The organism is Bradyrhizobium sp. 164, from assembly GCF_023073715.1.
In the GTDB taxonomy this organism is placed as follows: Bacteria; Pseudomonadota; Alphaproteobacteria; order Rhizobiales; family Xanthobacteraceae; genus Bradyrhizobium.
This window is the reverse complement of the sequence record NZ_JADPKA010000067.1, coordinates 1-24951: the sequence shown is the minus strand read 5'-3', so window position 1 is coordinate 24951 and position 24951 is coordinate 1. Positions and strand designations below refer to the sequence as shown.

General features: G+C 64.0%; 21 protein-coding genes and 1 pseudogene. 14 read left to right on the top strand and 8 right to left on the bottom strand.

Features of this window, described 5'->3' with window-relative positions; genetic code table 11:
* From IVB01_RS21995 to IVB01_RS21975, 5 genes and pseudogenes are all read left to right on the top strand, one after another.
* Positions 1-125 (top strand): annotated as a pseudogene (locus IVB01_RS21995) (chemotaxis protein CheW); the annotation flags it as partial.
* A gap of 32 nt (positions 126-157) precedes the next feature.
* Positions 158-544: a response regulator gene (locus IVB01_RS21990; RefSeq protein WP_027577509.1), complete on the top strand. Its 387-nt coding sequence runs from the start codon at positions 158-160 to the stop codon at positions 542-544.
* A gap of 61 nt (positions 545-605) precedes the next feature.
* Positions 606-1484, top strand: a complete 879-nt coding sequence (locus tag IVB01_RS21985) for a protein-glutamate O-methyltransferase CheR (RefSeq protein WP_247279755.1) — start codon at positions 606-608, stop codon at positions 1482-1484.
* Between the two features lie 2 nt (positions 1485-1486).
* On the top strand, positions 1487-1804 hold the full coding sequence (locus IVB01_RS21980; RefSeq protein WP_011083221.1) for a hypothetical protein: 318 nt from the start codon (positions 1487-1489) through the stop codon (positions 1802-1804).
* Positions 1805-1944: 140 nt separating this feature from the next.
* On the top strand, positions 1945-2448 hold the full coding sequence (locus tag IVB01_RS21975; RefSeq protein WP_247279754.1) for a response regulator: 504 nt from the start codon (positions 1945-1947) through the stop codon (positions 2446-2448).
* A gap of 179 nt (positions 2449-2627) precedes the next feature.
* Here IVB01_RS21975 and IVB01_RS21970 read toward each other — a convergent pair whose 3' ends face one another.
* Positions 2628-2915: a hypothetical protein gene (locus tag IVB01_RS21970; RefSeq protein WP_247279753.1), complete on the bottom strand. Its 288-nt coding sequence runs from the start codon at positions 2913-2915 to the stop codon at positions 2628-2630.
* Between the two features lie 149 nt (positions 2916-3064).
* On the opposite strand from IVB01_RS21970, the gene IVB01_RS21965 reads away from it, so the two are divergent.
* Positions 3065-3700, top strand: a complete 636-nt coding sequence (locus IVB01_RS21965) for a response regulator (RefSeq protein ID WP_091897867.1) — start codon at positions 3065-3067, stop codon at positions 3698-3700.
* A gap of 159 nt (positions 3701-3859) precedes the next feature.
* Here IVB01_RS21965 and IVB01_RS21960 read toward each other — a convergent pair whose 3' ends face one another.
* From IVB01_RS21960 to IVB01_RS21950, 3 genes are all read right to left on the bottom strand, one after another.
* On the bottom strand, positions 3860-7456 hold the full coding sequence (locus tag IVB01_RS21960) for a PAS domain S-box protein (protein ID WP_247279752.1): 3597 nt from the start codon (positions 7454-7456) through the stop codon (positions 3860-3862).
* Complete coding sequence (locus IVB01_RS21955; RefSeq protein WP_247279751.1) at positions 7434-7862, bottom strand: response regulator; 429 nt, start codon at positions 7860-7862, stop codon at positions 7434-7436. The genes IVB01_RS21960 and IVB01_RS21955 overlap by 23 nt, the downstream gene beginning before the upstream one ends.
* A gap of 181 nt (positions 7863-8043) precedes the next feature.
* A complete protein-coding gene (locus IVB01_RS21950; protein ID WP_247279750.1) occupies positions 8044-8760 on the bottom strand; it encodes a GntR family transcriptional regulator in 717 nt (238 codons plus the stop codon).
* A gap of 100 nt (positions 8761-8860) precedes the next feature.
* Here IVB01_RS21950 and IVB01_RS21945 point away from each other — a divergent pair, with 100 nt between their 5' ends.
* From IVB01_RS21945 to IVB01_RS21925, 5 genes are all read left to right on the top strand, one after another.
* Positions 8861-9880 (top strand): ABC transporter substrate-binding protein, encoded by a 1020-nt coding sequence (locus tag IVB01_RS21945; protein ID WP_247279749.1) that lies wholly within the window; start codon positions 8861-8863, stop codon positions 9878-9880.
* Positions 9880-10641: an ABC transporter ATP-binding protein gene (locus IVB01_RS21940; RefSeq protein ID WP_247279748.1), complete on the top strand. Its 762-nt coding sequence runs from the start codon at positions 9880-9882 to the stop codon at positions 10639-10641. The genes IVB01_RS21945 and IVB01_RS21940 overlap by 1 nt, the downstream gene beginning before the upstream one ends.
* Positions 10642-10652: 11 nt before the next feature.
* A complete protein-coding gene (locus IVB01_RS21935) occupies positions 10653-11516 on the top strand; it encodes an ABC transporter permease (RefSeq protein ID WP_247279747.1) in 864 nt (287 codons plus the stop codon).
* Complete coding sequence (gene araD, locus IVB01_RS21930; RefSeq protein ID WP_247279746.1) at positions 11513-13255, top strand: L-arabinonate dehydratase; 1743 nt, start codon at positions 11513-11515, stop codon at positions 13253-13255. The genes IVB01_RS21935 and araD overlap by 4 nt, the downstream gene beginning before the upstream one ends.
* 100 nt (positions 13256-13355) lie before the next feature.
* Positions 13356-14075: a ribonuclease activity regulator RraA gene (locus IVB01_RS21925; RefSeq protein WP_247279745.1), complete on the top strand. Its 720-nt coding sequence runs from the start codon at positions 13356-13358 to the stop codon at positions 14073-14075.
* A 251-nt stretch (positions 14076-14326) separates the two neighbouring features.
* On the opposite strand, the gene IVB01_RS21920 is transcribed toward IVB01_RS21925, so the two are convergent.
* Entirely contained in the window at positions 14327-16426 is a 2100-nt protein-coding gene (locus tag IVB01_RS21920) for a S9 family peptidase (protein ID WP_247279744.1), read from the bottom strand.
* Positions 16427-16691: 265 nt separating this feature from the next.
* On the opposite strand from IVB01_RS21920, the gene IVB01_RS21915 reads away from it, so the two are divergent.
* Entirely contained in the window at positions 16692-18128 is a 1437-nt protein-coding gene (locus IVB01_RS21915; RefSeq protein WP_247279743.1) for an MBOAT family O-acyltransferase, read from the top strand.
* Complete coding sequence (locus tag IVB01_RS21910; RefSeq protein ID WP_247416799.1) at positions 18128-19234, top strand: hypothetical protein; 1107 nt, start codon at positions 18128-18130, stop codon at positions 19232-19234. The genes IVB01_RS21915 and IVB01_RS21910 overlap by 1 nt, the downstream gene beginning before the upstream one ends.
* 168 nt (positions 19235-19402) lie before the next feature.
* Here the strand turns inward: IVB01_RS21910 and IVB01_RS21905 are convergent, their stop codons facing one another.
* The 3 genes from IVB01_RS21905 to IVB01_RS21895 all read right to left on the bottom strand — a co-directional run bounded on the left by IVB01_RS21905 (position 19403) and on the right by IVB01_RS21895 (position 23431).
* Complete coding sequence (locus IVB01_RS21905) at positions 19403-20590, bottom strand: aminotransferase class V-fold PLP-dependent enzyme (RefSeq protein ID WP_247279741.1); 1188 nt, start codon at positions 20588-20590, stop codon at positions 19403-19405.
* 106 nt (positions 20591-20696) lie between these two features.
* Positions 20697-21428, bottom strand: a complete 732-nt coding sequence (locus IVB01_RS21900) for a thermonuclease family protein (RefSeq protein ID WP_247279740.1) — start codon at positions 21426-21428, stop codon at positions 20697-20699.
* A 272-nt stretch (positions 21429-21700) separates the two neighbouring features.
* Positions 21701-23431, bottom strand: coding sequence for a hypothetical protein (locus IVB01_RS21895; protein ID WP_247279739.1), 1731 nt, complete (start codon positions 23429-23431; stop codon positions 21701-21703).
* A 418-nt stretch (positions 23432-23849) separates the two neighbouring features.
* Here IVB01_RS21895 and IVB01_RS21890 point away from each other — a divergent pair, with 418 nt between their 5' ends.
* Entirely contained in the window at positions 23850-24701 is an 852-nt protein-coding gene (locus tag IVB01_RS21890) for a caspase family protein (protein WP_247279738.1), read from the top strand.
* Positions 24702-24951 lie beyond the last annotated feature (250 nt).

Here is a 24951-nt window from a genome sequence, read left to right as displayed (position 1 = left end):
TCAACCTCGACCCCCGCATGGCCAAGCTCGCCGGCGGCGTCCACCGCCTCGACGGCCAGCTCATGGTCGTCCTCGACGTCGATCGCGTCCTCGAGCTCGAAACCAAAGTGCAAATGGCTGCGTGAGCCAACCGAAACATCGAAGCCGGAGAACCGAAATGAAGACGTGTTTGGTGGTCGATGATTCCAGTGTCGTGCGCAAGATCGCGCGCCGGATCCTGGAAGGTCTCGAGTTCGAGGTCACCGAGGCCGAGGACGGGTCGAAGGCGCTCGAAATCTGCCAGCGCAAGCTGCCCGATGCGGTGCTGCTCGACTGGAACATGCCTGTGATGGACGGCTTCGAGTTCATGGGCCACATGCGTCGCCTGCCCGGCGGCGACCAGCCCAAGGTGGTGTTCTGCACCACCGAGAACAACGTGGCTCATATCGCCCAGGCGCTCAGCGGCGGCGCCAACGAGTACATCATGAAGCCCTTCGACAAGGACATTATCGCCGATAAATTCGCTGAAGTTGGTTTGATCCCGGTCGGGCAAGCCATGGTCTGAGTATGTCTGGCCCGCGTGTTTTGGCCAGAGTGTCCCGTGTACAGTTTCGAAGAGGCCATCAGTGACGCCGACCGAGTATGAGTATCTGCGCAAGTTCCTAAAGGATAATTCCGGTCTCGACCTATCCGCAGACAAGCAATATCTGATCGAAAGCCGCCTGCTGCCGCTCGCCCGCAAGGCCGGGTTCTCCGGCATCGCCGAGCTTGTGCAGAAGCTGCAAGCCGGCTCGCGCCCGCTGATCACCGACGTGGTCCAAGCCATGACCACCAACGAGACCTTCTTCTTTCGCGACAAGGTGCCGTTCGATCATTTCCGCGACACGATCATGCCCGAGGTCATCAAGGCGCGCGCCGGCCGCCGCAGCGTGCGCATCTGGTGCGCCGCCGGCTCGACCGGGCAGGAGCCCTATTCGCTGGCGATGTGCCTCAAGGAGATGGGCGCGGCCCTCGCCGGCTGGCGCATCGAGATCATCGCGACGGATCTGTCGCAGGAGGTGCTGGAAAAGGCCAAGGCCGGGGTCTACAGCCAGTTCGAGGTGCAGCGTGGCCTGCCGATCCAGATGCTGGTCAAATATTTCAAGCAGACCGGCGAGACCTGGCAGATCAATCCCGAATTGCGGGCGATGATCCAGCATCGGCAGCTCAACTTGCTGCACGATTTTGCCCAGCTCGGCACCTTCGACGTAATCTTCTGCCGCAACGTGCTGATCTATTTCGACCAGGACACCAAGATCAACATCTTCAACCGTCTGGCGCGCCAGATCGAGCCCGATGGCTTCCTGGTGCTGGGTGCAGCCGAGACCGTGGTCGGACTGACCGACACGTTCAGGCCGATTGCGGAACGGCGCGGCCTCTACAAGCCGAACGATCCGCGCACGGCGGCAGCCAAGCCGGCTCTGGCCGGCGCGGCCCCCCGCCTCGCGGTGATGGCAGGACGCTAAGCATGGCCGAGGATGGAAAAGGTGCGGAGCGCGTGACGTTCAGCCGTGGCTATGACGTCTGCATCATGGCGATCGACGGTACCTGGCGGCGCGACTGCAAGCTCAACGCGATCTCCGATACCGACGCCATCCTCACGGTGGAAGGCTCGATCCAGGGGCTGAACTTGAAAGAGTTCTTCCTGCTGCTGTCGTCAACTGGCCTCGCCTACCGCCGCTGCGAGCTGGTGCGCGTCAACGGCGCCGAGATGGACATCCAGTTCCTGCGTGGCAAGAACCGGAAGAAGCGCGGCGCGGCCGGCGGCCATGACGCCGCGGCCTGATCAGGGCGTGGCTGCCGCCGCGCTTTCCGCCACGTTGCTTTACATTTGCTGAAACATCCGAACCAATTTGCCGAAGCAGCTTTACGTCGTCTAAGCGCGAGCCGTGTAGCCATTGCTGGTCTCAATCTCAGGATACGGCAATGCCCAGAAGCTCTCTCTCTCCGATCCCGTCAAACCTGCCCGACGTCGCCGAGCGGCGTGCGCTTCAGCTCCTGGTGGTCGATGACGACGCCACGCAGCGCAGCCTGATCACGGTCGCCGCCAAGCAGGCCGGCCACGAAGTCACCGTGGCGCCGTCGGTGGCGGAAGCGATCAAGAAGCTCCGCGCCGCGCGCTTCGACTGCGTGACGCTCGATCTCGTGCTGGAAGATGGCGACGGAATCGACGTGCTGCGCGAGATGAAAGAGGCGAAATTCGCCGGCGCTGTGATCGTGATCAGCGGTATGGACGGCAAGCGCCGCAGTGCCGCCCGCAGCTTCGCCCGTTCCGTCGGGATCGAGCTCCAGAGCCTGCCGAAGCCGCTGGATCTCGCGGCCCTGCGCATCAGCCTGGCTAATCTCAGCAAGACCGCGATGGGCTTGCCCGCAATCCACACTTGGGGTGGTGTCGCCACCGAGGCGATCGTGGAACGGCACCGCGCCTGAAGCATGATCCGGACCCGAAGGGCCGCGTTAGCGCAAAGTGCGAAGCGGTTTTCCGAAAAGATCATGCTCAAACAACAACCTAAAGCGCGATGACGATTGATCCTGATCTCGTCGCGCTTTAGCTGCGGAGCTGCCATGCGATCGGATGCGGCTGCTGCGCCGCCGCGCTGATCGCGATGCTACGCGTCGCTGGATTCCGATAGGCATTGCAGGGCGTGGCGAAGCCCCGCCCGGCAGGCGCCGAGGGCGGCGCTCGCGGTGGCGTATGGGGGCGTGACGTCGTCGAGGATGAAGACGTCCGCGGAACTTTCCGGATCATCGCCGTGTTCTTGATCCATGGCTGCGGCGATCCGGCGCATGCTGGTCTCGATCTGCGCGATCAGCAAGCGAAGGTCAGCCGCAATCAGCTCACGGCTCTCGACTTCGGGCGTTGCGACCAACGGCGGCGTATCGGCCAAATTTAGCATGGATATTCTCCGTCCCCTGCAATTAGGCGCCATGCCGCTACTTGTGCGTTAAGTCCGTGTCCCGTACAAATACGGGTGGGCCGAATCCGCGCCGAACGCCATAACGGTTGGCGCGGACGCGAGTCCTTCATGCCAACCGGATGTGGCACATGGCCGAACAAAGCTCTCGCGGTGAAATCTTCGTGGTCGACGACGACCCTGCCGTTCGCGACACCTTGTCGATGGTGTTGAAGGCGGCGGGCTATGAGGTGATCTGTTTTGCGGACGGCGCAGCGCTGCTCTCCGTCGCGCGAAACCGCACACCGGCTGCGATCCTGCTCGACGTGCATATTCCCGGAAAGTCGGGCCTCGACATTCTCAAGGAATTGCACGGCGAGGACTATCCGGCGCCGATCTTCATGATCTCCGGGCAGGGCGACATCGCGATGGCGGTGGGCGCGATCAAGAGCGGTGCGCTCGACTTCATCGAGAAGCCATTCCGCGGCAGCGAGATTGTCGGCCGACTCGACGAGGCGATCGGCGCCTATGCACGACGGCAGGCGGAGAACGCGTCGCCGAAATTCGGTTCGCTGCATTTCCCCGGACGCGAGCCGTTGACGCGCAGGGAGCGCGAGGTGCTCGAGCAGTTCGCCTCCGGTGCATCCAACAAGGAAGCCGGCCGTACGCTCGGCATCAGCCCGCGTACCATCGAGGACCACCGCGCCAACATCATGAAGAAACTCGGCGCGCGCAATGCCGCCGACCTGATCCGCATCGTGATGACCGCAGCCCAGCGCGCGTCGTAGGACGAGATCTCTCTTTCGTGCCCCGGACCCAGCGCGTCACGCAGTGATGCGCTGCCGAGCCGGTGTCCATCTTTTCAACTGATCGCAAGAAGTTCTGGGTTCCGACTGTGCGGCGCAGCGTTCTACGTTGCGCACTTGTCCGGGACACGCGAACATGCCTCACTCGCTCAATGCCTTTCGGATGATCCGCGCCAGATCGGACTTGCGATAAGGCTTGGCCAGCAGCAGCACGCCCGCATCCAGCCGGCCATGATGGATGATCGCATTCTCGGTATAGCCGGACGTGTAGACTACCCTGAGATCGGGGCGGGTCTTCTGGAGCTCGTCGGCGAGCTGACGTCCGTTCATCTTGCCGGGCATGATGACGTCGGTGAACAGGAGGTCGAACGGCTTGCCTGCGGCGACGATCGCGAGCGCCTCGGCCGCGTTCGCGGCCTGCAAGGTGACGTATCCCAGCGAATGCAGCTGAGCCAATACGTAGTCACGGACCAGCCGGTCGTCCTCGACCACAAGGATGGTCTCGTGCCCGCCCTCGATTGGCGCCGCCGTCACACCCTCGCCGACCGCCGTCGGTGTCTTGCCCGGCGGCAGGTACATCTTGATCGTGGTGCCGTGGCCTTCCTCGCTGTAGATCTTGATGTGCCCAGCGGACTGCTTGATGAAGCCGTAAACCATTGAGAGTCCGAGTCCGGTGCCCTTGCCCGGGCCCTTCGAGGTGAAGAAGGGATCGAACACCCTGGGCAGCAAGTTCGCAGGGATTCCGGTGCCGGTGTCGCTCACGGCAATCAGCGCGTAGTGCCCCGGCGGTACGTCGTTGGCGCTGGCATAGACCTCGTCGAGATAGGCGGCGCCCGTCTCCAGGATCAGCTTGCCGCCGCCTGGCATGGCATCGCGGGCATTGAGCGCGAGGTTGAGGATGGCAGTGGTGAGTTGGTTGGGATCGACGATCGCGACGCAGCTCTCGTCCTCGAATGCCGATTCGATCTGGATCTGCTCGCCCAGCGTCGGGCGCAGCAGTTTCGCGGTGTCCACGATCAGCGAGTTGATGTCGACCTCGCGCGGCTGGAGCGGCTGCTTGCGCGCGAAGGCGAGCAGGTGCTGGGTCAGATCGGCGCCGCGCGCGGCCGCCTCGTCGATCATCTTGGTGATGGCCGCGAGTTGCGGCTCCTTCTCGACCGCCTCCGCCAGGATCTCGATGGTTCCGGTGATGACGGTGAGGATGTTGTTGAAGTCGTGCGCCACGCCGCCGGTAAGCTGGCCTACGGCCTCCATCTTCTCGGCATGACGGATGCGCTCCTCGGCGGCGATCTTGTCGGTGAGGTCGCGGTAGAAGACGTTGAACAGCAGGCCCTCGCGGCGCTTCAGCGCGGTGACGCTGAGCTCGGCCCTGAACTCCTTGCCGTCGCGGCGGCGGCACATTAGCTCGCGGCGCCGATTCAACGTCCTGTCGCCCTCGTTTTCCAGGAAGTGCTTCAGGCCGGTCCAGACCCTTTCGCGTTCGCTTTCGGCGACGATCAGATCGATCGTGTTCTTGCCGAGCACCTCGTCGCGGCGCCAGCCGAACAGCCGTTCGGCTTGCGAATTCCAGTTCAGGATGCTGCCGGTCTCGTCGGTCTGCACGAACGCATCGAGCGAGGTCTCGACGATGTTGCGGGCGAGACGTTCGCTCTCGCGCAGCGATTCCTGCGCGAGCCGCGCCTCCGTCATGTCGCGTCCGACGAAGAAGAAGCGCTGCGCCTGCTCGGACCAGTTGCCGAGCCAGGACAGCCAGACCTCGTGTCCGTTCTTGTGGAAGCAGCGCGTATCAGCGAGCTTCGGCCGCTCACCGCGCCGCATCACGCGCATGTTCTGGCGAGACTGCTCCAGATGGTCGGGATGAACGAAGTCGGCGCCGTTGCGGCCGATCATCTCCTCCGGCGGGTAGCCGAGAATGGCCTCGCTGCTCGGGCTGATCTGCGCGATGTGGCCGTGCGCGTCCATCACCATGATCAGGTCCTGCGACGTCTCGAAGATCTGCCGCCGCTCCTCGAGCTGCTGCTGCAGCGCCCGTTCGGCCCGCCGCGCCTCGGTGAGGCTGCGCGCAGATCCGGAGGCACCGACGATCTCGCCCGACGGTCCCCTGATCGGCGAGAGGCTGAGCGAGATCTCGACCGGAGTGCCGTCCTTGCGCAAGCGCACCGTCTCGAACCGTTCTATTGGTTCGCCCCGGGCGATCCGCTGCAAATAGAGCTTGCCCTGCTCGCGGCGATCGGCAGGTACGATGATCGCGGTGGATTTCCCGATCGCCTCGTCCGCCGAATAGCCGTAGAGGCGTTCGGCAGCCGGATTCCAGCCCGTGATGATCGCATCGAGCGTCTGCATCACGATCGCATCGTCGGATGATTCCACTGCGGCGCTGAACAAGCGCTCGCGCGCCGCATGATGGCTTCGGGCTGCCTCGGTGCGGCGATGCTCCTCGATCTCGCGTTGGAGCGCGGCCGTTTTCGCCCGGGTCTCCTCAACCATCTGGGCAAAGGCCCGTGCCAGCACGCCGGTCTCGCCGCTGGCATCGACCGGTATGTCCGCGGGACGCCCGTCGCCGATGGCTTCCACGGCCGCGGTCAGGCGCCCGATCGGGCGCGTCAGCGAGCGCGCCAGGAGCACCGCGAGTAAAGCTGCAGCGAGCACGGCAAGCCCGCCGACGAGCAAGGACGTTCTTTGAATGGCTGCCGGCACGAGGCCGAACACCGGCGGGGGAATCGTCTCGATGATCGCAACCCATTCCTTGCCCACGAGCAGCGCCGGCGCGATGGCAGCCCCGCTCGGGCGGCCCGATCCGTCGGTCATGAGCCGCGTGGATCCTTCCAGCGTCCCGGCCAAGGCTGCAAAATATGGAAAATCCTTGCGCCAGTCGTTGGGACGATCATGCAATGCGCCGAATTCCCGCGTGCGATCGGGATGGACGAGATAGTCGCCGCGCGAATTCACGACGTAGATCTCTCCTCCTGAGGCAGCCGTCGCTCGGACGCGCTCGAGGGCCGGACGCATGTCGATATTGGCAATGATGATGCCGAACGGCCTGCCGTCCGACGTGAACAGGGGTGTGGCGACGCGCAACGTCGGAACGTGGGAGGCGGTGGTTCCCCCCTGGCGCGTGGCGAGATTGATCGGGGAAACATAGATTTCACCCGCCGCCAGTCGAATCGTCTCCTGGAAGTAGGTTCGTTCGCCCTTGCGCTCCAATTCGTCGCTGGGGACGATCCGCGCCTTTCCATTCGGGCCGGAGCGATCGACGCGGACCAGCTCGCGCTGGTCGTCGTCCAGACCGATGATGCGAAACTGGCCGTAGCTGGGCTTGGCGTCGATCTCGGCGGCGAGCCGCGCGGCGATGCGCTCGCGCCAGGTTTGTTCCGAAACTCCGTCGGATGGGTCGATGCCTCCACCAATGCGAGCGCGGATCAGGCCGTTGATGGCTGCGGCCGAGCGGTAGCCGAGCAGGTCGCCGCGCGCGCCGGCAACGTAGGATTCGAGATTGGTTGCCAGCAGCCGTGACTGGGCTTCGACGCGTTCCAGCACCCGCGGAATGACGGCTTGGGTGGTGTTGCGATAGCCCAACCATCCGACTGCGGCCACGGTCACCGCCACCAGCAGGATCATCGCGATGGCAAGCCGCGTTGCGAGCGTCATGGGGATATTCACACCGCTTCCCGAATGGCCGCGCCTGTTCCGGCCTGTAACGGAATGAAGCTCCTTGTCATCGCTGGCCGGTGCTGACATCCGGATTCCCCAGCGATGCCGCCTGTGCCGTGCCTAGGCAACCATCGACCGCCGCGAGCAGCGCGCCTGGTCGGAACGGCTTTTGCAGGCTTGCCTCTGCGCCGAGCTTGGTTGCCATCTTCAGGAAATCCGGCTCCGCATAGGCGTCCGGCGCGGCCGAACGGCCGGAAATGACGATGATCGGGATGGCCGGTGCCAGCACCCGGATGTGGCGCATCGTTTCCAGCCCGTCCATGCCGGGCATGAAAATGTCGAGAAACAACAGGTCGAACCGGCTAGCCTCGAACAGCGCTAGTCCCTTGCGGCCATCGCCGGCGACGGTGACGTGATGACCGGCCCTCTCCAGGAGCAGCCGGATCGTGATCTGCACGGCCGCGTCGTCATCCACGATCAGGATGTTGGCCACGTCTGAAATCCTCCGGACCGGATGGAACATTCCCAGCGGCCCAAATCAAATCATCAAACACGAAATTGTTGCGCGGATTCTGCCCAGCCTGCAAGCGCTTCGCGAGCGACACCATTCCGTTCGAGGCCAACCGATCCCGCCAACTATATGCATGCTCTCGTGCATAAGGGGCCCGGGACTCCTAGTCGGTCAGATACTCGGGATAGCGGCTTCGAATCTTGTCCAGCTCGCTCAGCGTGCCCGACAGATGCATGCGCAAATGCTGTTGCGCGGCCTCGGCGTCTCCAGCCTCGATCGCGCGCGTGATCAGTCTGTGGTGACGGACGATGTTCTGGGCCTTGCCAGGCGAGGGCAAATGCAGCCGTCGCAGTCGATCGATATGTCCGCTGCGGCTGCGCACCAGCGTCCAGAGCTCCTGCTTGCCGGCGGCCGCATAGAGCTGCGCGTGAAAATCATTGTCGCCGGCAATGAAGCTCTCGAAGTCGCCGGCCTTGGCGAATTGCTGCTGCAGCGCGATCGCGTGGTCGAGGCGGATGACGAGAGCCGCGTCATGCCTTTCCGCGAGCAGACGGACGATTTCGAGCTCCAGCGCCTGGCGCAGGAAATGCGCCTGCTCGGCGCGACCGACATCGACCCGGCTGACCACGGTCGCGTGCTGCGGAAACACGTCGACGAGCCCTTCTTCCTCCAGCCGCATTAGGGCGTCGCGGATCGGCGTCGAGCTGACGCCGAATTGCGCTGCGAGATCGGTGCGCGACAGCGGCGCGCCTGGCGGCAGCTCGAGCGCGAGAATCGCGTTGCGCAGCCGCTCGAACACCTGCGGCGCGGCCTGCCGGGCCCGGTCGAGCCGCGCGCCGGAGCGGGCGGCGGCACGGGGTGCGGGATGGGTTGATTCCATGGCGACGGCTCCGGCGGGCTTGCCATTGATGCACTAATGCATTAGTGCATCAATGGCAATGGCATCGCACGTCAATGGCGGCCGGAGGAAACGAAGAACAATGATGAAGCAATTGCAGAGTGGGTTTGCAGCCATCGCCCTGATCGCCGCGATCACCCTGGCGGGCTCGCCGGCCAAGGCTCAGCAGAAGTCCGAAATCGCGCTGTCGCGTCAGCCCGGCATCTTCTACATGCCGAGCCACATCATGGAGAAGCTGAAGCTGATCGAGAAGCACGCGGCTTCCCTCGGCGTATCCGGTGTCACCACCAAATGGATCACCTTCTCCGGCGGCGGGGCGCAGACCGACGCGCTGCTCGCCGGCGGCGTCGACATCCTCAACACCGGCACCGGCAATCTGCTGCTGCTGTGGGATCGCACCCGCAGCGGCGTGAAGGGCATCGTCGCCACCTCCGCGCAGCCGATGACGCTGATCAGCCGCGACGCCAACATTAAGTCGATCAAGGATTTCGGCCCGGGCGACAAGATCGCGGTGCCGACCGTGAAGGTTTCGACCCAGGCGATCGTGCTTCAGATCGCGGCCGCCGAGGCTTTTGGTGCCGACCAATGGTCGAAGTTGGATGCCAGCACCGTGCAGCTCGGTCACCCCGACGCCTATGCGGCGCTGTCCAACCCCAAGCATGAGGTGCACAACCACTTCTCGATCCCGCCCTTCACCTTCCTGGAGCTGAAGAACGTGCCGGGTACGCATGTGGTGCTGTCGTCGCCCGACGTGATGGGCGGCCCGCTCAGCCAGGCCCAATTCTTCACCACGACGAAGTTTGCCGACGCCAATCCAAAAATCATCCAGGCCGTGCGCGACGCCACCAAGGAAGCGCAGGATCTGATCCGCAGCGATACCAAGCAGGCGGTCGAGATCTACAAGGAGATCACCGGCGACAAGACATCGGTGGAAGAGCTGCTCGATCTCCTGAAGGAGCCCGGCATGATGGAGTGGAATCTCGAGCCGCAGGGCACGATGAAATTCGCCGCCCATCTCTACAAGACCGGAACGCTGAAGAATCAGCCCAAGGCCTGGACGGATTACTATCTTCCCGTCGCCCACGATCTGAAGGGCAACTGATGGCACTGCTCGACGTCAGCGGCGTGACGCTGCGCTACAAGACCTCCAGTGCCGTCGTCACCGCCACGGAAAAAGTGAGCTTCACCGTCGATCGGTCCGATCGCTTCGTGTTGCTCGGTCCCTCCGGCTGCGGCAAGTCGACCCTGCTCAAGGCCGTCGGCGGCTACATGATTCCGGGCGAAGGCCGCATGACCATCAACGGCCGCGAGATCGTTGGTCCCGGCGCCGACCGCATGATGATCTTCCAGGAGTTCGACCAGCTCCTGCCCTGGAAGACCGTGCTCGCCAATGTGATGTTCCCGCTGCTCACTGCGAGAAAGCTGTCGCGCAAGGACGCCGAGGCGAAAGCGCAAGCCTATATCGAAAAGGTCGGCCTCACCCGCGTTGTCGATGCCTATCCGCACACGCTCTCCGGCGGCATGAAACAGCGCGTCGCGATCGCGCGCGGCATGGCGATGGAGCCGGACATCCTGCTGATGGACGAGCCGTTCGCCGCGCTCGACGCGCTGACGCGCCGGACCTGCCAAGACGAGCTGCTCCAGCTCTGGAGCGAAACCAAGTTCACCGTGCTGTTCGTGACCCACTCGATCGCGGAGGCGATCCGCATCGGTAACCGCATCCTCTTGCTGTCGCCGCATCCCGGCCGCGTCAAGGCCGAGGTGGTCGATGTCGACAAGGTCTCCAATGGCGACGGCAGCGCCGGCCGGCTCGAGAAGGAGATCCACGATCTCCTGTTCGCCTCCGAAGCCGTGGCGCATTGAGGGAGTCTCTGATGGGTGAAGCGAGAATCCTGCTGCGCGACGCTTCGGCTGCCGCATCTACCGGCGCCGGCGACGTCGAGCGCAAGCTCAGCGTGCCTGAGCTGCTGTGGAACGACGGTTTCGTCCGCAAGACCGTTATTATCCTGTTCCTCGCGGCGGTCTGGGAGGCCTACGGCGTCACCCTCGACAATCCCCTGCTGTTTCCGACGTTGCACGACGCCTTCGTCACGCTGTTCGAGCGCGTCAAGGACGGCACCATTCCGATGCGGGCCTGGACCTCGCTGAAGGTGCTGTTCATGGGCTACTCGGCCGGCATCGTGCTGGCGGCGATCTTCACCGTGCTCGCCATCTCCACCCGCATCGGCACCGACTTCCTCGAGACCGTGACGGCGATGTTCAACCCGTTGCCGGCAATCGCGCTGCTGCCACTGGCGCTGATCTGGTTCGGCCTCGGCAACGGCAGTCTCGTCTTCGTGCTGATCCATTCGGTGCTGTGGCCGGTCGCGCTCAACACCCATTCCGGCTTCAAGAGCGTGTCCAACACGCTGCGCATGGTCGGCCGCAATTACGGCCTGCGCGGTCTGCCTTACGTCGCCAAGATCCTCATACCCGCGGCCTTCGGCTCGATCCTCACCGGCCTCAAGATCGGCTGGGCGTTTGCCTGGCGCACGCTGATCGCGGCCGAGCTGGTGTTCGGCGTGTCCTCGGGCCAGGGCGGCCTCGGCTGGTTCATCTTCGAGAACCGCAATCTGCTCGACATTCCTGCCGTCTTCGCAGGCCTCTTGACCGTGATCATCATCGGGCTCTTTGTCGAGAACCTGATCTTCCGCGCCATCGAGCGGAACACCGTCCAGAAATGGGGCACCCAATCATGACCAAGAACAACAAGAAAACGCCCGACCAGCTCCGCAGCGCGCGCTGGTTCGCGCCCGACGATCTCCGCTCGTTCGGCCACCGCTCTCGCACCATGCAGATGGGCTACGCGCCGGAAGAGTGGAAGGACCGGCCGATCATCGCGATCCTCAATACCTGGTCGGATGCGCAGCCCTGCCACATGCACTTCAAGTCGCGCGTCGACGACGTCAAGCGCGGCATCCTGATGGCCGGCGGCCTGCCGCTGGAGCTGCCGGCACTGTCGCTGTCGGAATCGCTGCTCAAGCCCACCACCATGCTCTACCGCAATCTGCTGGCGATGGACGCCGAGGAATTGCTGCGCAGCCATCCCGTCGACGGCGTGGTGCTGATGGGCGGCTGCGACAAGACGACGCCGGCGCTGCTGCTAGGGGCAACCTCGATGAACATCCCGGCGATCTATCTGCCGGCCGGTCCCATGCTGCGCGGAAATTGGAAGGGCAAGACGCTCGGCTCGGGCTCAGACGGCTGGAAATATTGGGACGAGCGCCGCGCCGGAAAAATCTCCGACAAGGACTGGCTCGACATCGAGGCCGGCATTGCCCGCAGCTACGGCACATGCATGACCATGGGCACGGCCTCGACCATGACGGCGATCGCGGAAGCGATCGGCATGACGCTGCCCGGCGCGTCCTCGATTCCGGCCGCCGATGCCAACCACATCCGCATGGCCTCCGAATGCGGCCGCCGCATCGTCGAGATGGTGTGGGAGGATCTGACGCCGAAGACGATCCAGACACGCCAGGCGTTCGAGAACGCGCTTGCGGTCGCGATGGCGATGGGGTGCTCGACCAATGCCATCATCCATCTGATCGCTCAGGCCCGCCGCGCCGGCCAAGACATCAGCCTTGACGATTTCGAGATCGCGAGCCGCAAGGTACCTGTGATCGCTAACGTGCGGCCGAGCGGCGATACGTACCTGATGGAGGATTTCTTCTATGCCGGCGGCCTGCCGGCGCTGATGGGCCAGATCAAGCCGCATCTGCATCTCGACTGCGTTACGGTCACCGGCAAGACGCTGGGCGAGAACATCGAGGGCGCCGAGGTCCACAATGCCGATGTGATCCGCTCGGTCGACAATCCCATCTACAAGGAAGGCGCGCTCGCCGTGCTCAAGGGCAATCTCGCGCCCGACGGCTGCGTCATCAAGCCCTCCGCCTGCGCGCCGCGCTTCCTCAAGCACACCGGACCTGCGCTGGTGTTTGACGATTATCCCGCGATGAAGAAGGCGGTCGACGATCCCAATCTCGACGTCACCGAGGATCACATCCTGATCTTGCGCAATGCCGGGCCGCAGGGCGGACCGGGCATGCCGGAATGGGGCATGCTGCCGATCCCGACAAAACTCGTGAAGCAGGGCGTGCGCGACATGGTGCGCATCTCGGATGCACGCATGAGCGGCACCAGCTATGGCGCCTGCATCCTGCACGTTTCGCCTGAGTCCTATATCGGCGGCCCGCTGGCGCTGGTCCGGAACGGCGATCGCATCACGCTCGACGTTGCCGCGCGCACCATCAATCTCGATGTCTCCGAAGCCGAGCTGGAAAAGCGCCGCGCCGCCTGGAAACAGCCCGAGCCCCGCTTCGAGCGCGGCTATGGCTGGATGTTCACAAAACACATCAAGCAGGCCAATGACGGCTGCGACTTCGACTTCCTCGAGACAGATTTCGGCGCGCCGGTCGGCGAGCCTTCGATTTTCTAGTTTCACCGTCGTTCCAGGGCGATGCGAAGCATCGAACCCGGAACCTCGAGATTCCGGGCTCGCTTCGCGCCCCGGAATGACGAACGAGAGAAAGCACGCCATGACCAAACTTTCCGAAGCCACCCGCAATAAGCTCAAATCCGTCTCCACCGCCACGGTCGCCACCGCGCTGTTCAAACGCGGCCTGCGCATCCAGATGATCCAGGATGTGCATCCCCTCAGTCCCGACCAGCCGACCATGGTTGGCGAGGCCTTCACGCTGCGCTACATGCCGGCGCGCGAGGATCTCAACACCATCGACGTCTTCAAGGACCGCTCCCATCCGCAACGCAAGGCGGTCGAGGATTGTCCGCCCGGGGCGGTGCTGGTGATGGACAGCCGCAAGGACGCGCGCGCGGCTTCGGCAGGAGCGATCCTGGTGACTCGCTTGATGAAGCGCGGCGTCGCCGGTGTCGTCACCGATGGCGGCTTTCGCGATTCCGCCGAGATCGCGAAACTCGGCTTCCCCGCGTTTCATCACCGCCCCTCGGCGCCGACCAATCTGACACTGCATCAGGCAATCGAGATCAACGTGCCGATCGGCTGCGGCGATGCGCCGGTGTTCCCCGGCGACGTCATTCTCGGCGATTCCGACGGTGTCATCGTCATCCCCGCGCATCTCGCCGACGAGATCGCCAACGAGACGTTTGAGATGACGGCATTCGAGGACTTCGTCACTGAGGAAGTCGGCAAAGGCCGCAGTATTTTTGGTCTTTACCCCGCGACCGACCCGCAGACGCTGACTGATTTCGCGGAGTGGCGGACGAAGAACGGGCGCTAATTTCTTCGCTTGTTCCCGTTGCGCTGGCAATGGCACATAGGAGCGATTTCGTCTGTGGCCATCCTTCGAGACGCCCGCCGTTGGCGGGCCCTCAGGATGAGGAAGCGAGTGTGCGGCGGCAGTTCAACGAGTACCAACGCTGCCTAGCCTCATCCTGAGGAGACCGCGAAGCGGGCGCCTCGAAGGACGAGGCGCGCGCTCAGGTCGCGCTAAACGCCATATGGTTGCCGGAAAGGGGGAGAGGCAGAAGATCACGCTTCCGCCATCCCCGCCGCCCACAGTGCGAATGCGTAGACGATCGCGACTTCATCGAGCCGGTCGAAGCGGCCCGAGGCGCCGCCATGGCCGGCCCCCATGTTGGTACGCAGCAACACCGGGCCGCCGCCGGTCATGGTCGCGCGCAGGCGCGCGATCCATTTCGCAGGCTCCCAATAAGTGACGCGCGGATCGGTCAATCCGCCCATCGCCAGGATCGCCGGATAGTCCTTCGCCGCGATATTGTCATAAGGCGAGTAGGACAGGATGGTGCGAAAATCCTTCTCGCTTTCGATCGGGTTGCCCCATTCCGGCCATTCCGGCGGCGTCAGCGGCAGCGTGTCGTCGAGCATGGTGTTGAGCACGTCGACGAACGGCACTTCGGCAACGATGCCGGCGAACAGTTCGCCGGCGCGATTGGCAACCGCGCCCATCAGCATGCCGCCAGCCGAGCCACCATGGCCGATAATGCGTTTGGCGCTGGTGTATTTCGCATCAATCAGCGCCCGGGCGCTGGCGGCAAAATCGTCGAACGAATTCGTCTTCTTCTCGCGCTTGCCGTCGAGATACCAGCCCCAGCCCTTGTCGGCGCCGCCGCGGATATGGGCGATGGCATAGACGAAGCCGCGGTCGACCAGCGACAGCCGGTTGGCGCTGAAAGAGGCCGGCATCGCCATGCCGTAGGAGCCGTAACCATAGAGCAGCAGCGGCGCCGAGCCGTCCAGCGTGAACCCACGACGATGCAGGATCGACACCGGCACCTCGGCGCCGTCATGCGCCTTCGCCATGATGCGCGTAGTGACGTAGTCGGCGGCATCATGGCCGGACGGAATCTCCTGACGCTTGCGCAAGGTGCGGGTGCGCTTGACCATGTCGTAATCATAGACCTCCGACGGCGTCGTCATCGACGAATAGGCGAAACGCAGATTTGTCGTCTCGAATTCGTAGGAGCCCATCGTGTCCAGCGAATAGGCGGCTTCGTCGAAGGCGATGGCGTGCTCCTCGTTCGAGGCGAGATCGCGGATCACGATCGCCGGCAGCGCATTGGCGCGCTCGAGCCGTACCAGATGTCCGGCATAGAGATCGAGGTCGATGATGTAGATGCCGGGACGATACGGGATCAGGTCGCGCCAGGTCTTGCGCTCGGGCGCGCCGAGCGGCGCCGTGACGATCTTGAAGTCGATGGCGTCGTCGGCATTGGTGAGAATGAAGAGCTCGTCGCCGCGATCGGCCAGCGAATATTGCACGCTCTCTTCGCGCGCTGCGACCAGGCGCGGCGGCGCCTCGGGATTTGCGAGGTCGATCAGCCGTTGCTCGGAGGTCTCGTGGTCGCCGCCGGCGATCACGCAGAAGCGGCCGCTGGTGCTCTCGTGCAGGTGGGTGAACCAGCCGGCATCCTGCTCCTCATAGACGAGTGTGTCGTCGGCCTGCTTGGTGCCGAGCCTGTGCCGCCACACCTGCATCGGCCGATGATTGTCGTCGAGCTTCACATAGAAGAAGCTCTTGCAATCTTTGCTCCAGACGATGCCGCCGTCGGTCTCCTCGACGATATCGTCAAGGTCCTTAGCCGTAGCCCAATCACGCACGCGGATCGAAAAATATTCGGAGCCCTTGGTGTCGGCGCTCCAGGCCTGGAGCTTGTGGTCGTGCGAGTGCCGGCTGCCGCCGAATTTGAAGTATTTGTGGTCCTTGGCGAGTGCGTCGCCGTCGAGCACGATCTGACCTTCGCCGCCGTCGCGCGGCATGCGGCCGAACAGCTCGTGCTGCCCGCCCTCGCGAAACCGGCGGAAATAGGCGAAGGGACCGTCGGGCGAGGGCACGCTGGAATCGTCCTCCTTGATCCGCCCCCGCATCTCGCGCACCAGCGTCTTCTGGAGAGTGGCGGTGTGGCCAAGCAGGCTCTCGGTGTAGACGTTCTCCTCATCCAGATATTTGCGGATGTCGGGATCGAGCACGCTGGGATCGCGCAAAACCTCCTGCCACTTCTCGTCCTTCAGCCAGGCATAGTCGTCGGTCACGGTGATGCCGTGCCGCGTGAAGGAATGCGGCCGGCGCGGGGCGACGGGCGGCTGGGAAGGTGTTTTGGCCTGTGTCACTCGATCCTCGTTCATGTCTCGTCGGAACCCAGATCGTCATGCGCGGGCTTGACCCACGCATCCATCAAGAACGAAGTTCGGAGTGATGGATTGCCGGGTCAAGCCCGGCAATGACGGCCATGGGCGGCGGCAGGTCGCGCATCATATGGCGACGGGACCGCGAATTGCTAGCGCAGCTAGCGGCAAGGACCGTGCCAGCTCACCGGGTTGTTGACCTCGCCCTGGTATGCTTTACGGCCCATATCCCCGCCGCCGGTGCAGCCTGATGCTGTTCAATTCCTATCCGTTCATCCTGCTGTTCCTGCCGCCCGTGTTGGCTGGCTACTTCTGGCTCGGGCGGCGCAGCAATCTGGCGCCGGTGATCTGGCTGGCGGCGGCCTCGCTCGCTTTTTACGCCATCGGCAGCTGGCAATTCCTGGCCCTGTTGCTGATCTCGATCGCCTTCAACTATGGCGTCGGCCATCTCCTCATCGTGGCGAAGCTCACGTCGCCGCACCGAAAGGCGGCGCTCGCTCTTGGTGTCATCGGCGATCTCCTCGTGCTCGGCATCTTCAAATATGCCGGCTTCGTCACCGAGAACATCAATGCTCTGGTCGGCACGCATTTCGCGGTCCACATCCTGCTGCCGGTCGGCATCTCCTTCTACACGTTCACCCAGATTGCGTTCCTGGTGGACGCTTATCGCGGGCAGGTCGCGGCCTATGCGCTGCCGCACTACGCGCTGTTCGTGACCTATTTCCCGCATCTGATCGCAGGACCGATTCTCCATCACAAGGACATGATCCCGCAATTCGAACGGAAGGAGAGCAAGCTTCCGGATGCGCATCTGATCCTGTGCGGGGTCATCATCTTCGCCATCGGCCTGTTCAAGAAGACGTGTCTTGCCGACGGCATCCAGCCACTGGTTGCGCTCGCCTTCGAGACGCGCTCGCCGAGCTTTGACCAGGCCTGGTGTGGTGCGCTCGCCTACACGCTCCAGCTTTATTTCGACTTCTCCGGCTATTCCGACATGGCGATCGGGATTTCGCTGATGTTCGGCATCTTCCTGCCGGTGAACTTCAACTCGCCCTACAAGGCCGTCAGCATCGTCGAGTTCTGGCGGCGCTGGCACATGACGCTGTCGCAGTTCTTGCGCGACTATCTCTACATCCCGCTTGGCGGCAATCGCAGGGGCCGTATGCTGCGCTACGTCAATCTGATGCTCACGATGCTGCTCGGTGGGCTCTGGCACGGCGCGGCCTGGACGTTCGTGGTGTGGGGTGCGCTGCACGGCGCCTATCTCTGCATCAATCATGCCTTCAACGCGCTGGTGCCGGACGTTCCATCGCTTCTTGCGAGGCCGGTCCGCATCGCTGGCGCAGTGCTGACCTTCCTCGCCGTCGTCGTCGCCTGGGTGTTCTTCCGCGCCGAGAGCGTTGCCTGGGCGTTGCGGGTGCTCCACGCGATGGCTGATCTCTCGAACATCGTCTTCGGCCGCGAGGAGATCGCAGCGCTGGTGCAGGTCACGATTTACGCCGCACTGGTGTGGCTGGCGCCGAACACGCAAGGCATCATGGGATACGATCACGCCAGCCGCAGGGTCGGCGAGCACTTGCGGGCAGGGCGGATGCGGCCGCTGGTGCTCTATGGGGCATCGCTGGTGCTCGCGTTCGGCATTCTGGGTATCCAGAGCCACAGCGAATTCATCTATTTCCGGTTCTGATGCGCACGCCGTTCACACACCTAAGGCGTCTTCTGCTCGCGAGCATTGCGTGCGTTCTGGGCGCGGCGGCACTCAACTACGTCGTCGATCCCCTGCAACTGTTCCGCCCTTCGTACCTCGTCGCAGCCTTCTATTCCGAGGACACGCGCGTGCAGAATGCCGGGCTGATCCGCAGCCAGTCGTTCGACACCGCCTTCATGGGCACCTCACTCGCGATCCATTTCCGCCAGAGCGAGATCGATCGTGCGCTCGGCGTCCGTTCGCTCAAGCTGGCGATGACCGGCTCCAATTCGCGCCAGCAGGCTTTTGTGCTGGAACAGGCCATCGAGCGCGGCGCAAAGCGGGTGATCTGGGCGATGGACGACTTCATCTTTATCGATGCCGCCGACATCGAGGCCGATCCCTATCTGTCCGTCGATCTCTATCGCAGGACGGCCAGGGGGATCGGGTCTTATCTTTTCAGCGCTGCGATGGTGAAGGAATCCGGGTTCGCATTGCTGCGATCGGTCCCGCCATTGCGAGAGCCGCTGACCCGGGCGGCGCCCTATCTCCCCCTTAGGTTTGCGCTGTCCGACGTCGATGACATCTACGCGCTGCCGCGGGATTTTGACGTCGCGAGCGGCTACAATGCGCAGCGGACGCTTGCCGCCTTCGCCTACATCACCGCTCCCGCGCGCAGCCGTTTCCTCGGTGAAGGCTATGGTTACGATGCCATGGTGCGGCATTTCGAGTGCGATGCGGTCGGCCTGATCACGCGCCATCCGGACGTGACCTTCGACATCTACTTCCCGCCCTATTCGATCCTGCAATTCGTCGCGATGCGCGATGCATCCCCCGAGACGCTGAAGATCGTCACCGATCTCACCGCACGCAATGCGCAAGTCCTGACGCAGCTTCCCAACGTGCGCCTGCACGATTTCCGCGCGATCAAGGAGGTGACGCACGATCTCCGCAATTACAGCGACGTCATCCACCATTCGCCGGTGATTGATGCGAAGGTGCTGAAGTGGCTGGCGAGTGGGGAGTACGTGGTTGATCCCAGCAAGCCGACTGCATCGCTGGATGAGCTGAAAGCGCAGGTCGAGGCGTATCGCGTCGAGCGCTGATCTTCCCCTCTCCCCTTGTGGGCGAGGATGGCTCACGCCGCGTCGCGGCGAGACGGGTAAGGGGTTTTTACCCTCGAGTCCGTCTGCCGGTACTGCTCGCGGAGACAACCCCTCATCCGGCGCTACGCGCGGCACCTTCTCCCACAAGGGGAGAAGGACAAAGCGCGCCTACACCGCCACTTCCTCGCCGAGATACGCGACGGCCGCTTCCAGCCCGCCCTTGCCGTGCGGGATCTTCAGCGCATTGAGCCCGATCTCGATCACACCCAACGTGCCGAGCAGCATCGGCGCATTCACATGGCCCATATGGGCGATGCGGAAGGCTTGCCCCGAGAGATCGCCGATGCCGGTGCCGAGCACGACGCCGCACTTCTCCTTGCAATAGCGTTGCAGCACGGCCGGATCATGGCCGTTGCTCATGGTCACCGTGGTCACGGTGTTGGAGCGCTCGCTGGCTTCCGCCACGTTGAAGCCGAGCACCTGGCCTTCCGACCATACGTTGACCGCGCGGCGCGCGGCTTCGCCGAGCAGGCTGTGGCGGCGGAACGCGTTCTCCAGTCCTTCCTCGTGCAGGAGATCGATCGCCTGGCGCAGCGCGAACAGCAGATGCACCGGCGCGGTGCCGGCATATTTGCGATAGTGCTCGGTGCCCTCGCGCTCGCTCCAGCTCCAATAGGGCGTCGCCATGTTGGCTGTTTTGTGCACCTCGCGCGCACGCGAATTAGCGGCGACGAAGCCAAGGCCCGGCGGCGTCATCAGACCCTTCTGCGAGCCGGACATGGCGACGTCGATGCCCCATTTGTCCATCTCGAACGGCATGCAGCCGAGCGAGGCGACAGTGTCGACCATGTACAGCGCGGGATGCCCGCTGGCCTTGATCGCCTTGCCGATCGCCTCGATGTCGTTCTGCACGCCAGAGGCCGTGTCGACCTGGACGACGACGACCGCCTTGATGGTGTGCTCCTTGTCGCGGCGCAGGCGCTCCTCGACCTCGTGCGGCCGCACCGCGCGGCGCCAGTCGCCCTTGAGCACCTCGACCTCGGCGCCCATCAGCGCCGCCGCATTGCCCCAGCCGATCGCAAAACGCCCGCTCTCCAGCACCAGCACCTTGTCGCCGCGCGACAGCACGTTGCTGAGCGCCGCTTCCCAGGCGCCGTGGCCGTTGGCGATGTAGATGTAGGACTTGCCCTCGGTCGAAAACAGCTTCGAGATGTCACTGAGCAGGCCCTCGGTCAGGTCGGTCATCTGTTTGGAGTAGATGTCGATCGCCGGACGGTGCATCGCCTGCAGCACCTCGTCGGGCATCGTGGTGGGCCCGGGGATGGCCAGAAATTCCCGGCCCGCGCGAACGGTCATTGCTGTTGGTCCTTGTTTTTGGAGGACAAGCTGGTGGGTCGCTGAATCACACTTTTACGCGGCGGCGCGCCCATAGAAAAGCACGTTAAACGCAGGGCTGTAGCGCTTATCTCCTGGTCTCGCGGCAGCCCGCGGCTTCCGCCTCTTCCACCGAGCAGAACCAGCGGGTGCCCTTGCTGATCTTCATCCTGATCTGGGTGTACCAGCGGCTGCTCGGCTGGTGGTAGATGCATTCGCCGGCGCTGTTGACGTTGCCCTTGATGGTGCAATCAGGCGAAGGCGCGACCGGTCCCGAGGCCGAGGCGAGCAGCACCGCATGGGCGCCGTCGGGCGGCTTGGTGGCGCCCAGGATGGCCGTCTTCTTGTTGCGGACGCGCCAGTCCCAGGGCGCGATGAAGGCGCCCTGCCACATCCCGGCCTTGGCCTCCCGTGCAGCGGCTTCGTCCGCGTCGTAATCATGGGACATGCGGGTGTAGGCCAGCGCCCAGCCGCTGCGCACCAGCCATTTCTGGATGTCCTCGCCGCCGACCTCGCAGCGCGCCACGGTGCGGCCGCGCCGGTCGATGGCGCGGGTGTGGCACACCCAGCTCTTGCCCTCGGTATGTTTGGCGAGCTCGTCACGTGCGGCGACGCCGCAGGTCCAGCGCTCGGTCTTGGTGTTGAGGCAGAGCTGGTCGAGCGCGGGGGCGTCGATGCCGCCGAGCCGCACCCGCGTGTTGCCGATCACCACCGTATCGCCGGCGCGCACTTTTGCCATGCCGGTGATGTCGGCGGCCTGCGCCAGCGAGGGCAAGGATAAGCCGAGCAAGAACAGCGCAATCAGGACTTTTCGCAACATGCCGGTCCGCGTGTGATGAAAATCTCGATAGACCCCGCGATTGTGGTCAGCTTTGGGCCACTCGGCCAGCGCCTGCCTAACAGATGGGCTTTCAACTTCCCGTCATTGTGGCGGCTCACCACTCTCGTGTCCCGGACGCGCTGCAGCGTGAAACGCTGCTGCGCAGAGCCGGGACCCAGAAAATCACGGACATAATTCTTGGTGACATGGGCCCCGGCTCTGCAGCGCACCGCTGAAGAAGCGCTGCGCTGCGTCCGGGGCACGAGACCAGCTCACCCCCGCCCCACCATCGCTCGCCGGGCCACCGCCAGCCCCATCAGCACGAAGGCCGACGTCACCTCCGGCCCGCCGACCAGAATTCGCGTCGGTGTCTTCATCTTGTTCCATTCATAGGCACGGAACGGGCCACGGCGTCCGCCTTCGCCGAGGCCCGCGACGATCACGTTCAGCGCCGGCGCGAAGGCGCGCGGGTCGGCGCCGAGATGGCCGAGCGCGATCAGCGCCAGTGCGGCGTCGAACGCGTTCATCTCGGCGGCCATCAACTCGCCTTTGACGTAGGACAGCACGCGGTGGCGGATGAAATCGAAATCGCCGTGAGGATCGATCGCGGCCTGCGCCGCCAGTGGCAGCGCCAGGAACGCTGCGTAACAACGGCCGAAATAGGCACTGTAGAGCTCCGGCAGATAATAAACGTGCGAGCGCGGATTGGCGAAAGCGCCGCTGGCCGCCAATCGCTTCTGAAAACCGATGATGCGATGCACGGTGGCGAGCCGCGATGGCGTCTCAAGAATCTTCCAGCGCGCCAGGTTGCGGAAGCTGACCTCGAGAACGTCGAGATTGAGCGTCGGATCGAGATCGTTGCCGTAAGGACGCTCGCCCGCGAGATTGTCGATCCAGGTCGCAACGCCACCCTCGTAGTCGATATGGTCGTTCAGCGGCACCGTCACGCGCGGCGCGTTGACGCCGGCGCGGACCTGGTAGCCGGCGTAGAAATCCAAGAGCGGCTGGTCGATGATCGGATCGGTGCAGCCGGCCTGCGTCGCTGCCGAGATCGAGCAGGCCGTGGTGTCGCAATCCGGCACGTAGATTCCGAAGCCGAGATCCTGCTTGATCTGGGCGAAGAAGCGGGAGAAGCGCGGATGCGGTGCCGGCGCGAGCGCCGTGATGACATTGAACCGCGCGCCGTCGATGCCCTCGACCTCCTCGCGGCTGATATTGATGCAGAAATCCACCATATTGGCGATCGCGCGCTCTGCCGCGACCTTGTCGGCGGGTGAGGCCAGTCCGGTCTCGACATAGCTCAGCAGCGCCTCGATGAAGAACGCATCGTAATAGGCCGAGCGGTGGCGGATCTGCACCGGCTCCCACATCGGCTCGGCAACCCCTCGCCAGGGCGGATGGACCACGGCGCGCGCCGGCGAACGCGCGATGAAGACGCGGGCGAGGTTGAACAGCAGCGAGGAGTTCTTGTAGCCGCGCGCGTTGAGGCCCGTGAGCGCCATGATCAGCTCGCGTCCGCGACAATCGGGATCACCGATCAGGTTGAAGGCGGCGTAGGTCGGCAGGAAACCGTTCTTGCGGTACGAGCCGAGCAGGTGCTGTGCGCAGTCGCGGATCACGCCGTCGATCTGCGATTGTTGCGGCGCCTTGCCGACGAACATGGCCGGCGGCGGCCTGGGATGGTCGAGCGCGATGCTGTCGACGAGATCGGCCACGGGCTGGCCGACGGCCGCCCAGTCGGGCTCGGCCTCGTCGCGGGCATGGGCGAGCGCTTGGCGCAGCGCCGTCAGCCTCGCTTCGTCGCGCAGCTCGGGCAGTCCGGCCCGTCGCAGCAGCATCCGTAGCGCGGGATTGCCGAGCGCAGTCTTGTAGAATTTGGCCAGATGCGGATCGCCGCTGGCCTGAGCCGCCAGCACGGGATCGCACACCTCGTAAAGCGAGGGGCCGTCCTTCCGCGCCGTCAGCGCCCGGCAGGCGGCGCCGGCAAAATATTGAAAGCTCATGAAATACCTGGTCGCGGGGCATGGGCCGGGGGCCGGCCGGCACGCTCCCAGCCGCGCGCCACCCCCTGCAAGTCGTTGAAAAAGCTACCCGGATTCGCAGGAAATACAAATGTGATGGGAGTCACAGAAAAAGCCGGGACGAAGGCTGCCTGATGCCGCCCCGGAAGGCTACGGGGAGCAAAAAATGGATAAATCCAGGTCGGAGGATTACTAACATCTTCAGCGACTTAGCTCGAATTTTGAGCAATCTATTGCCCGGGAGCCTATATGCGGTTAAAGGTTTGTTTGGTGCGGCGCCGCAAATTGCGCGCAATTCGGGGGCACATCCCCGGCCGATCCCTCAAACCTAAAGACGCTATCGCGCTACTCAAACAGTGTGCGCGCGCTTGGCTGGTCTTTGGCACAGGAACGAACCGAGATGAATGTAAGGCAGCTCGACCTCTCCAGACGCACGATTGCCGTCGCCGCCGCCCTCATCGGCACGGTGTCGCTCGTGATCGGCGCCCATGCTGCTCTCAACATGCGGGCGATCGATGCCGCCAAAGCCGTCTCGACCGACCAGATCACGGGCTCGATCGGCCAGGCCACGCATCTGGCGCTGGTCATCGGCAATGGACATTATCCTGACGCCAACGCGCCGCTGACGCAGTCGATCAACGACGCCCGCGCGCTCTCGTCGTCCCTGCGCAAGAACGGCTTTGACGTCGACATGGTGGAAGACGCAACCAAGGACGACATGGTCCGCGCCGTCAACCGCCTGAAGTCCCGGATCAATCGCGACAGCGTCGTCATGCTGTTCTTCGGCGGCTACGGCGTGCAGGCCGGCCGCGAGAGCTACATGCTGCCGATCGATGCCGTGATCTGGAAGGAAAGCGACGTCCGTCGCCATGGCGTCTCCATCGACGGCGTGCTCGAGATGATGAAGGAGCAGGGCGCCAAGGCCAAGCTCGTCGTCGTCGACGCCTCTCGCCGTAACCCTTACGAGCGCCGCTTCCGTTCCTACAGCCACGGCCTCGCGCCGATCAGCGCGGCCGACAACGCCTTGATCCTCTCCTCGGCCTCGCCCGGCAAGGTCGTCGACGACGGCAAGGGCGAGCACAGCGTGCTCGTCAGCGAGCTTCTCAACAACCTCAATGCGCAAGGTAGCAGCGCCGAAAGCGTCTTCAACAAGACCCGCGTCGCCATCTCCCGCGCCAGCGAAGGCGACCAGGTCCCGAGCATCTCGTCGTCATTGCTCGAGGACGTTCGTTTCGGCGAAGCCGGCGGCTAGTTTTTCTTACCCTCCCCTGGAGGGGGAGGGTCGACCGCGCGCAGCGCGAGCGGGTGGGGTGATCTCTCCCCACGAACAGTGCCCGTGCCGAGAGATCACCCCACCCCGCTTCGCATTTCGCTACGCTGCATGCGAAGCGACCTCCCCCTCTAGGGCAGGGGAATCGCATGTGAGCGTTCTCTGTAAGGCATTGCGAATTGGGCAGAAATCGATTCTGAAGGTGGCTCCTGAGTTGGAAGGAGCGGCCGAT

Excerpts from the sequence above, each read along its gene's own strand:
- araD (WP_247279746.1), top strand. The coding sequence starts at position 11,513 with ATGACCAAGAACAACAAGAAAACGCCCGACCAGCTCCGCAGCGCGCGC.
- IVB01_RS21960 (WP_247279752.1), bottom strand. The coding sequence starts at position 7,456 with ATGTCAGCACCGGCCAGCGATGACAAGGAGCTTCATTCCGTTACAGGC.
- IVB01_RS21965 (WP_091897867.1), top strand. The coding sequence starts at position 3,065 with ATGGCCGAACAAAGCTCTCGCGGTGAAATCTTCGTGGTCGACGACGAC.
- IVB01_RS21970 (WP_247279753.1), bottom strand. The coding sequence starts at position 2,915 with ATGCTAAATTTGGCCGATACGCCGCCGTTGGTCGCAACGCCCGAAGTC.
- IVB01_RS21900 (WP_247279740.1), bottom strand. The coding sequence starts at position 21,428 with ATGTTGCGAAAAGTCCTGATTGCGCTGTTCTTGCTCGGCTTATCCTTG.
- IVB01_RS21945 (WP_247279749.1), top strand. The coding sequence starts at position 8,861 with ATGATGAAGCAATTGCAGAGTGGGTTTGCAGCCATCGCCCTGATCGCC.
- IVB01_RS21975 (WP_247279754.1), top strand. The coding sequence starts at position 1,945 with ATGCCCAGAAGCTCTCTCTCTCCGATCCCGTCAAACCTGCCCGACGTC.
- IVB01_RS21910 (WP_247416799.1), top strand. The coding sequence starts at position 18,128 with ATGCGCACGCCGTTCACACACCTAAGGCGTCTTCTGCTCGCGAGCATT.
- IVB01_RS21990 (WP_027577509.1), top strand. The coding sequence starts at position 158 with ATGAAGACGTGTTTGGTGGTCGATGATTCCAGTGTCGTGCGCAAGATC.
- IVB01_RS21935 (WP_247279747.1), top strand. The coding sequence starts at position 10,653 with ATGGGTGAAGCGAGAATCCTGCTGCGCGACGCTTCGGCTGCCGCATCT.
- IVB01_RS21915 (WP_247279743.1), top strand. The coding sequence starts at position 16,692 with ATGCTGTTCAATTCCTATCCGTTCATCCTGCTGTTCCTGCCGCCCGTG.
- IVB01_RS21940 (WP_247279748.1), top strand. The coding sequence starts at position 9,880 with ATGGCACTGCTCGACGTCAGCGGCGTGACGCTGCGCTACAAGACCTCC.
- IVB01_RS21890 (WP_247279738.1), top strand. The coding sequence starts at position 23,850 with ATGAATGTAAGGCAGCTCGACCTCTCCAGACGCACGATTGCCGTCGCC.
- IVB01_RS21950 (WP_247279750.1), bottom strand. The coding sequence starts at position 8,760 with ATGGAATCAACCCATCCCGCACCCCGTGCCGCCGCCCGCTCCGGCGCG.
- IVB01_RS21980 (WP_011083221.1), top strand. The coding sequence starts at position 1,487 with ATGGCCGAGGATGGAAAAGGTGCGGAGCGCGTGACGTTCAGCCGTGGC.
- IVB01_RS21905 (WP_247279741.1), bottom strand. The coding sequence starts at position 20,590 with ATGACCGTTCGCGCGGGCCGGGAATTTCTGGCCATCCCCGGGCCCACC.
- IVB01_RS21895 (WP_247279739.1), bottom strand. The coding sequence starts at position 23,431 with ATGAGCTTTCAATATTTTGCCGGCGCCGCCTGCCGGGCGCTGACGGCG.
- IVB01_RS21925 (WP_247279745.1), top strand. The coding sequence starts at position 13,356 with ATGACCAAACTTTCCGAAGCCACCCGCAATAAGCTCAAATCCGTCTCC.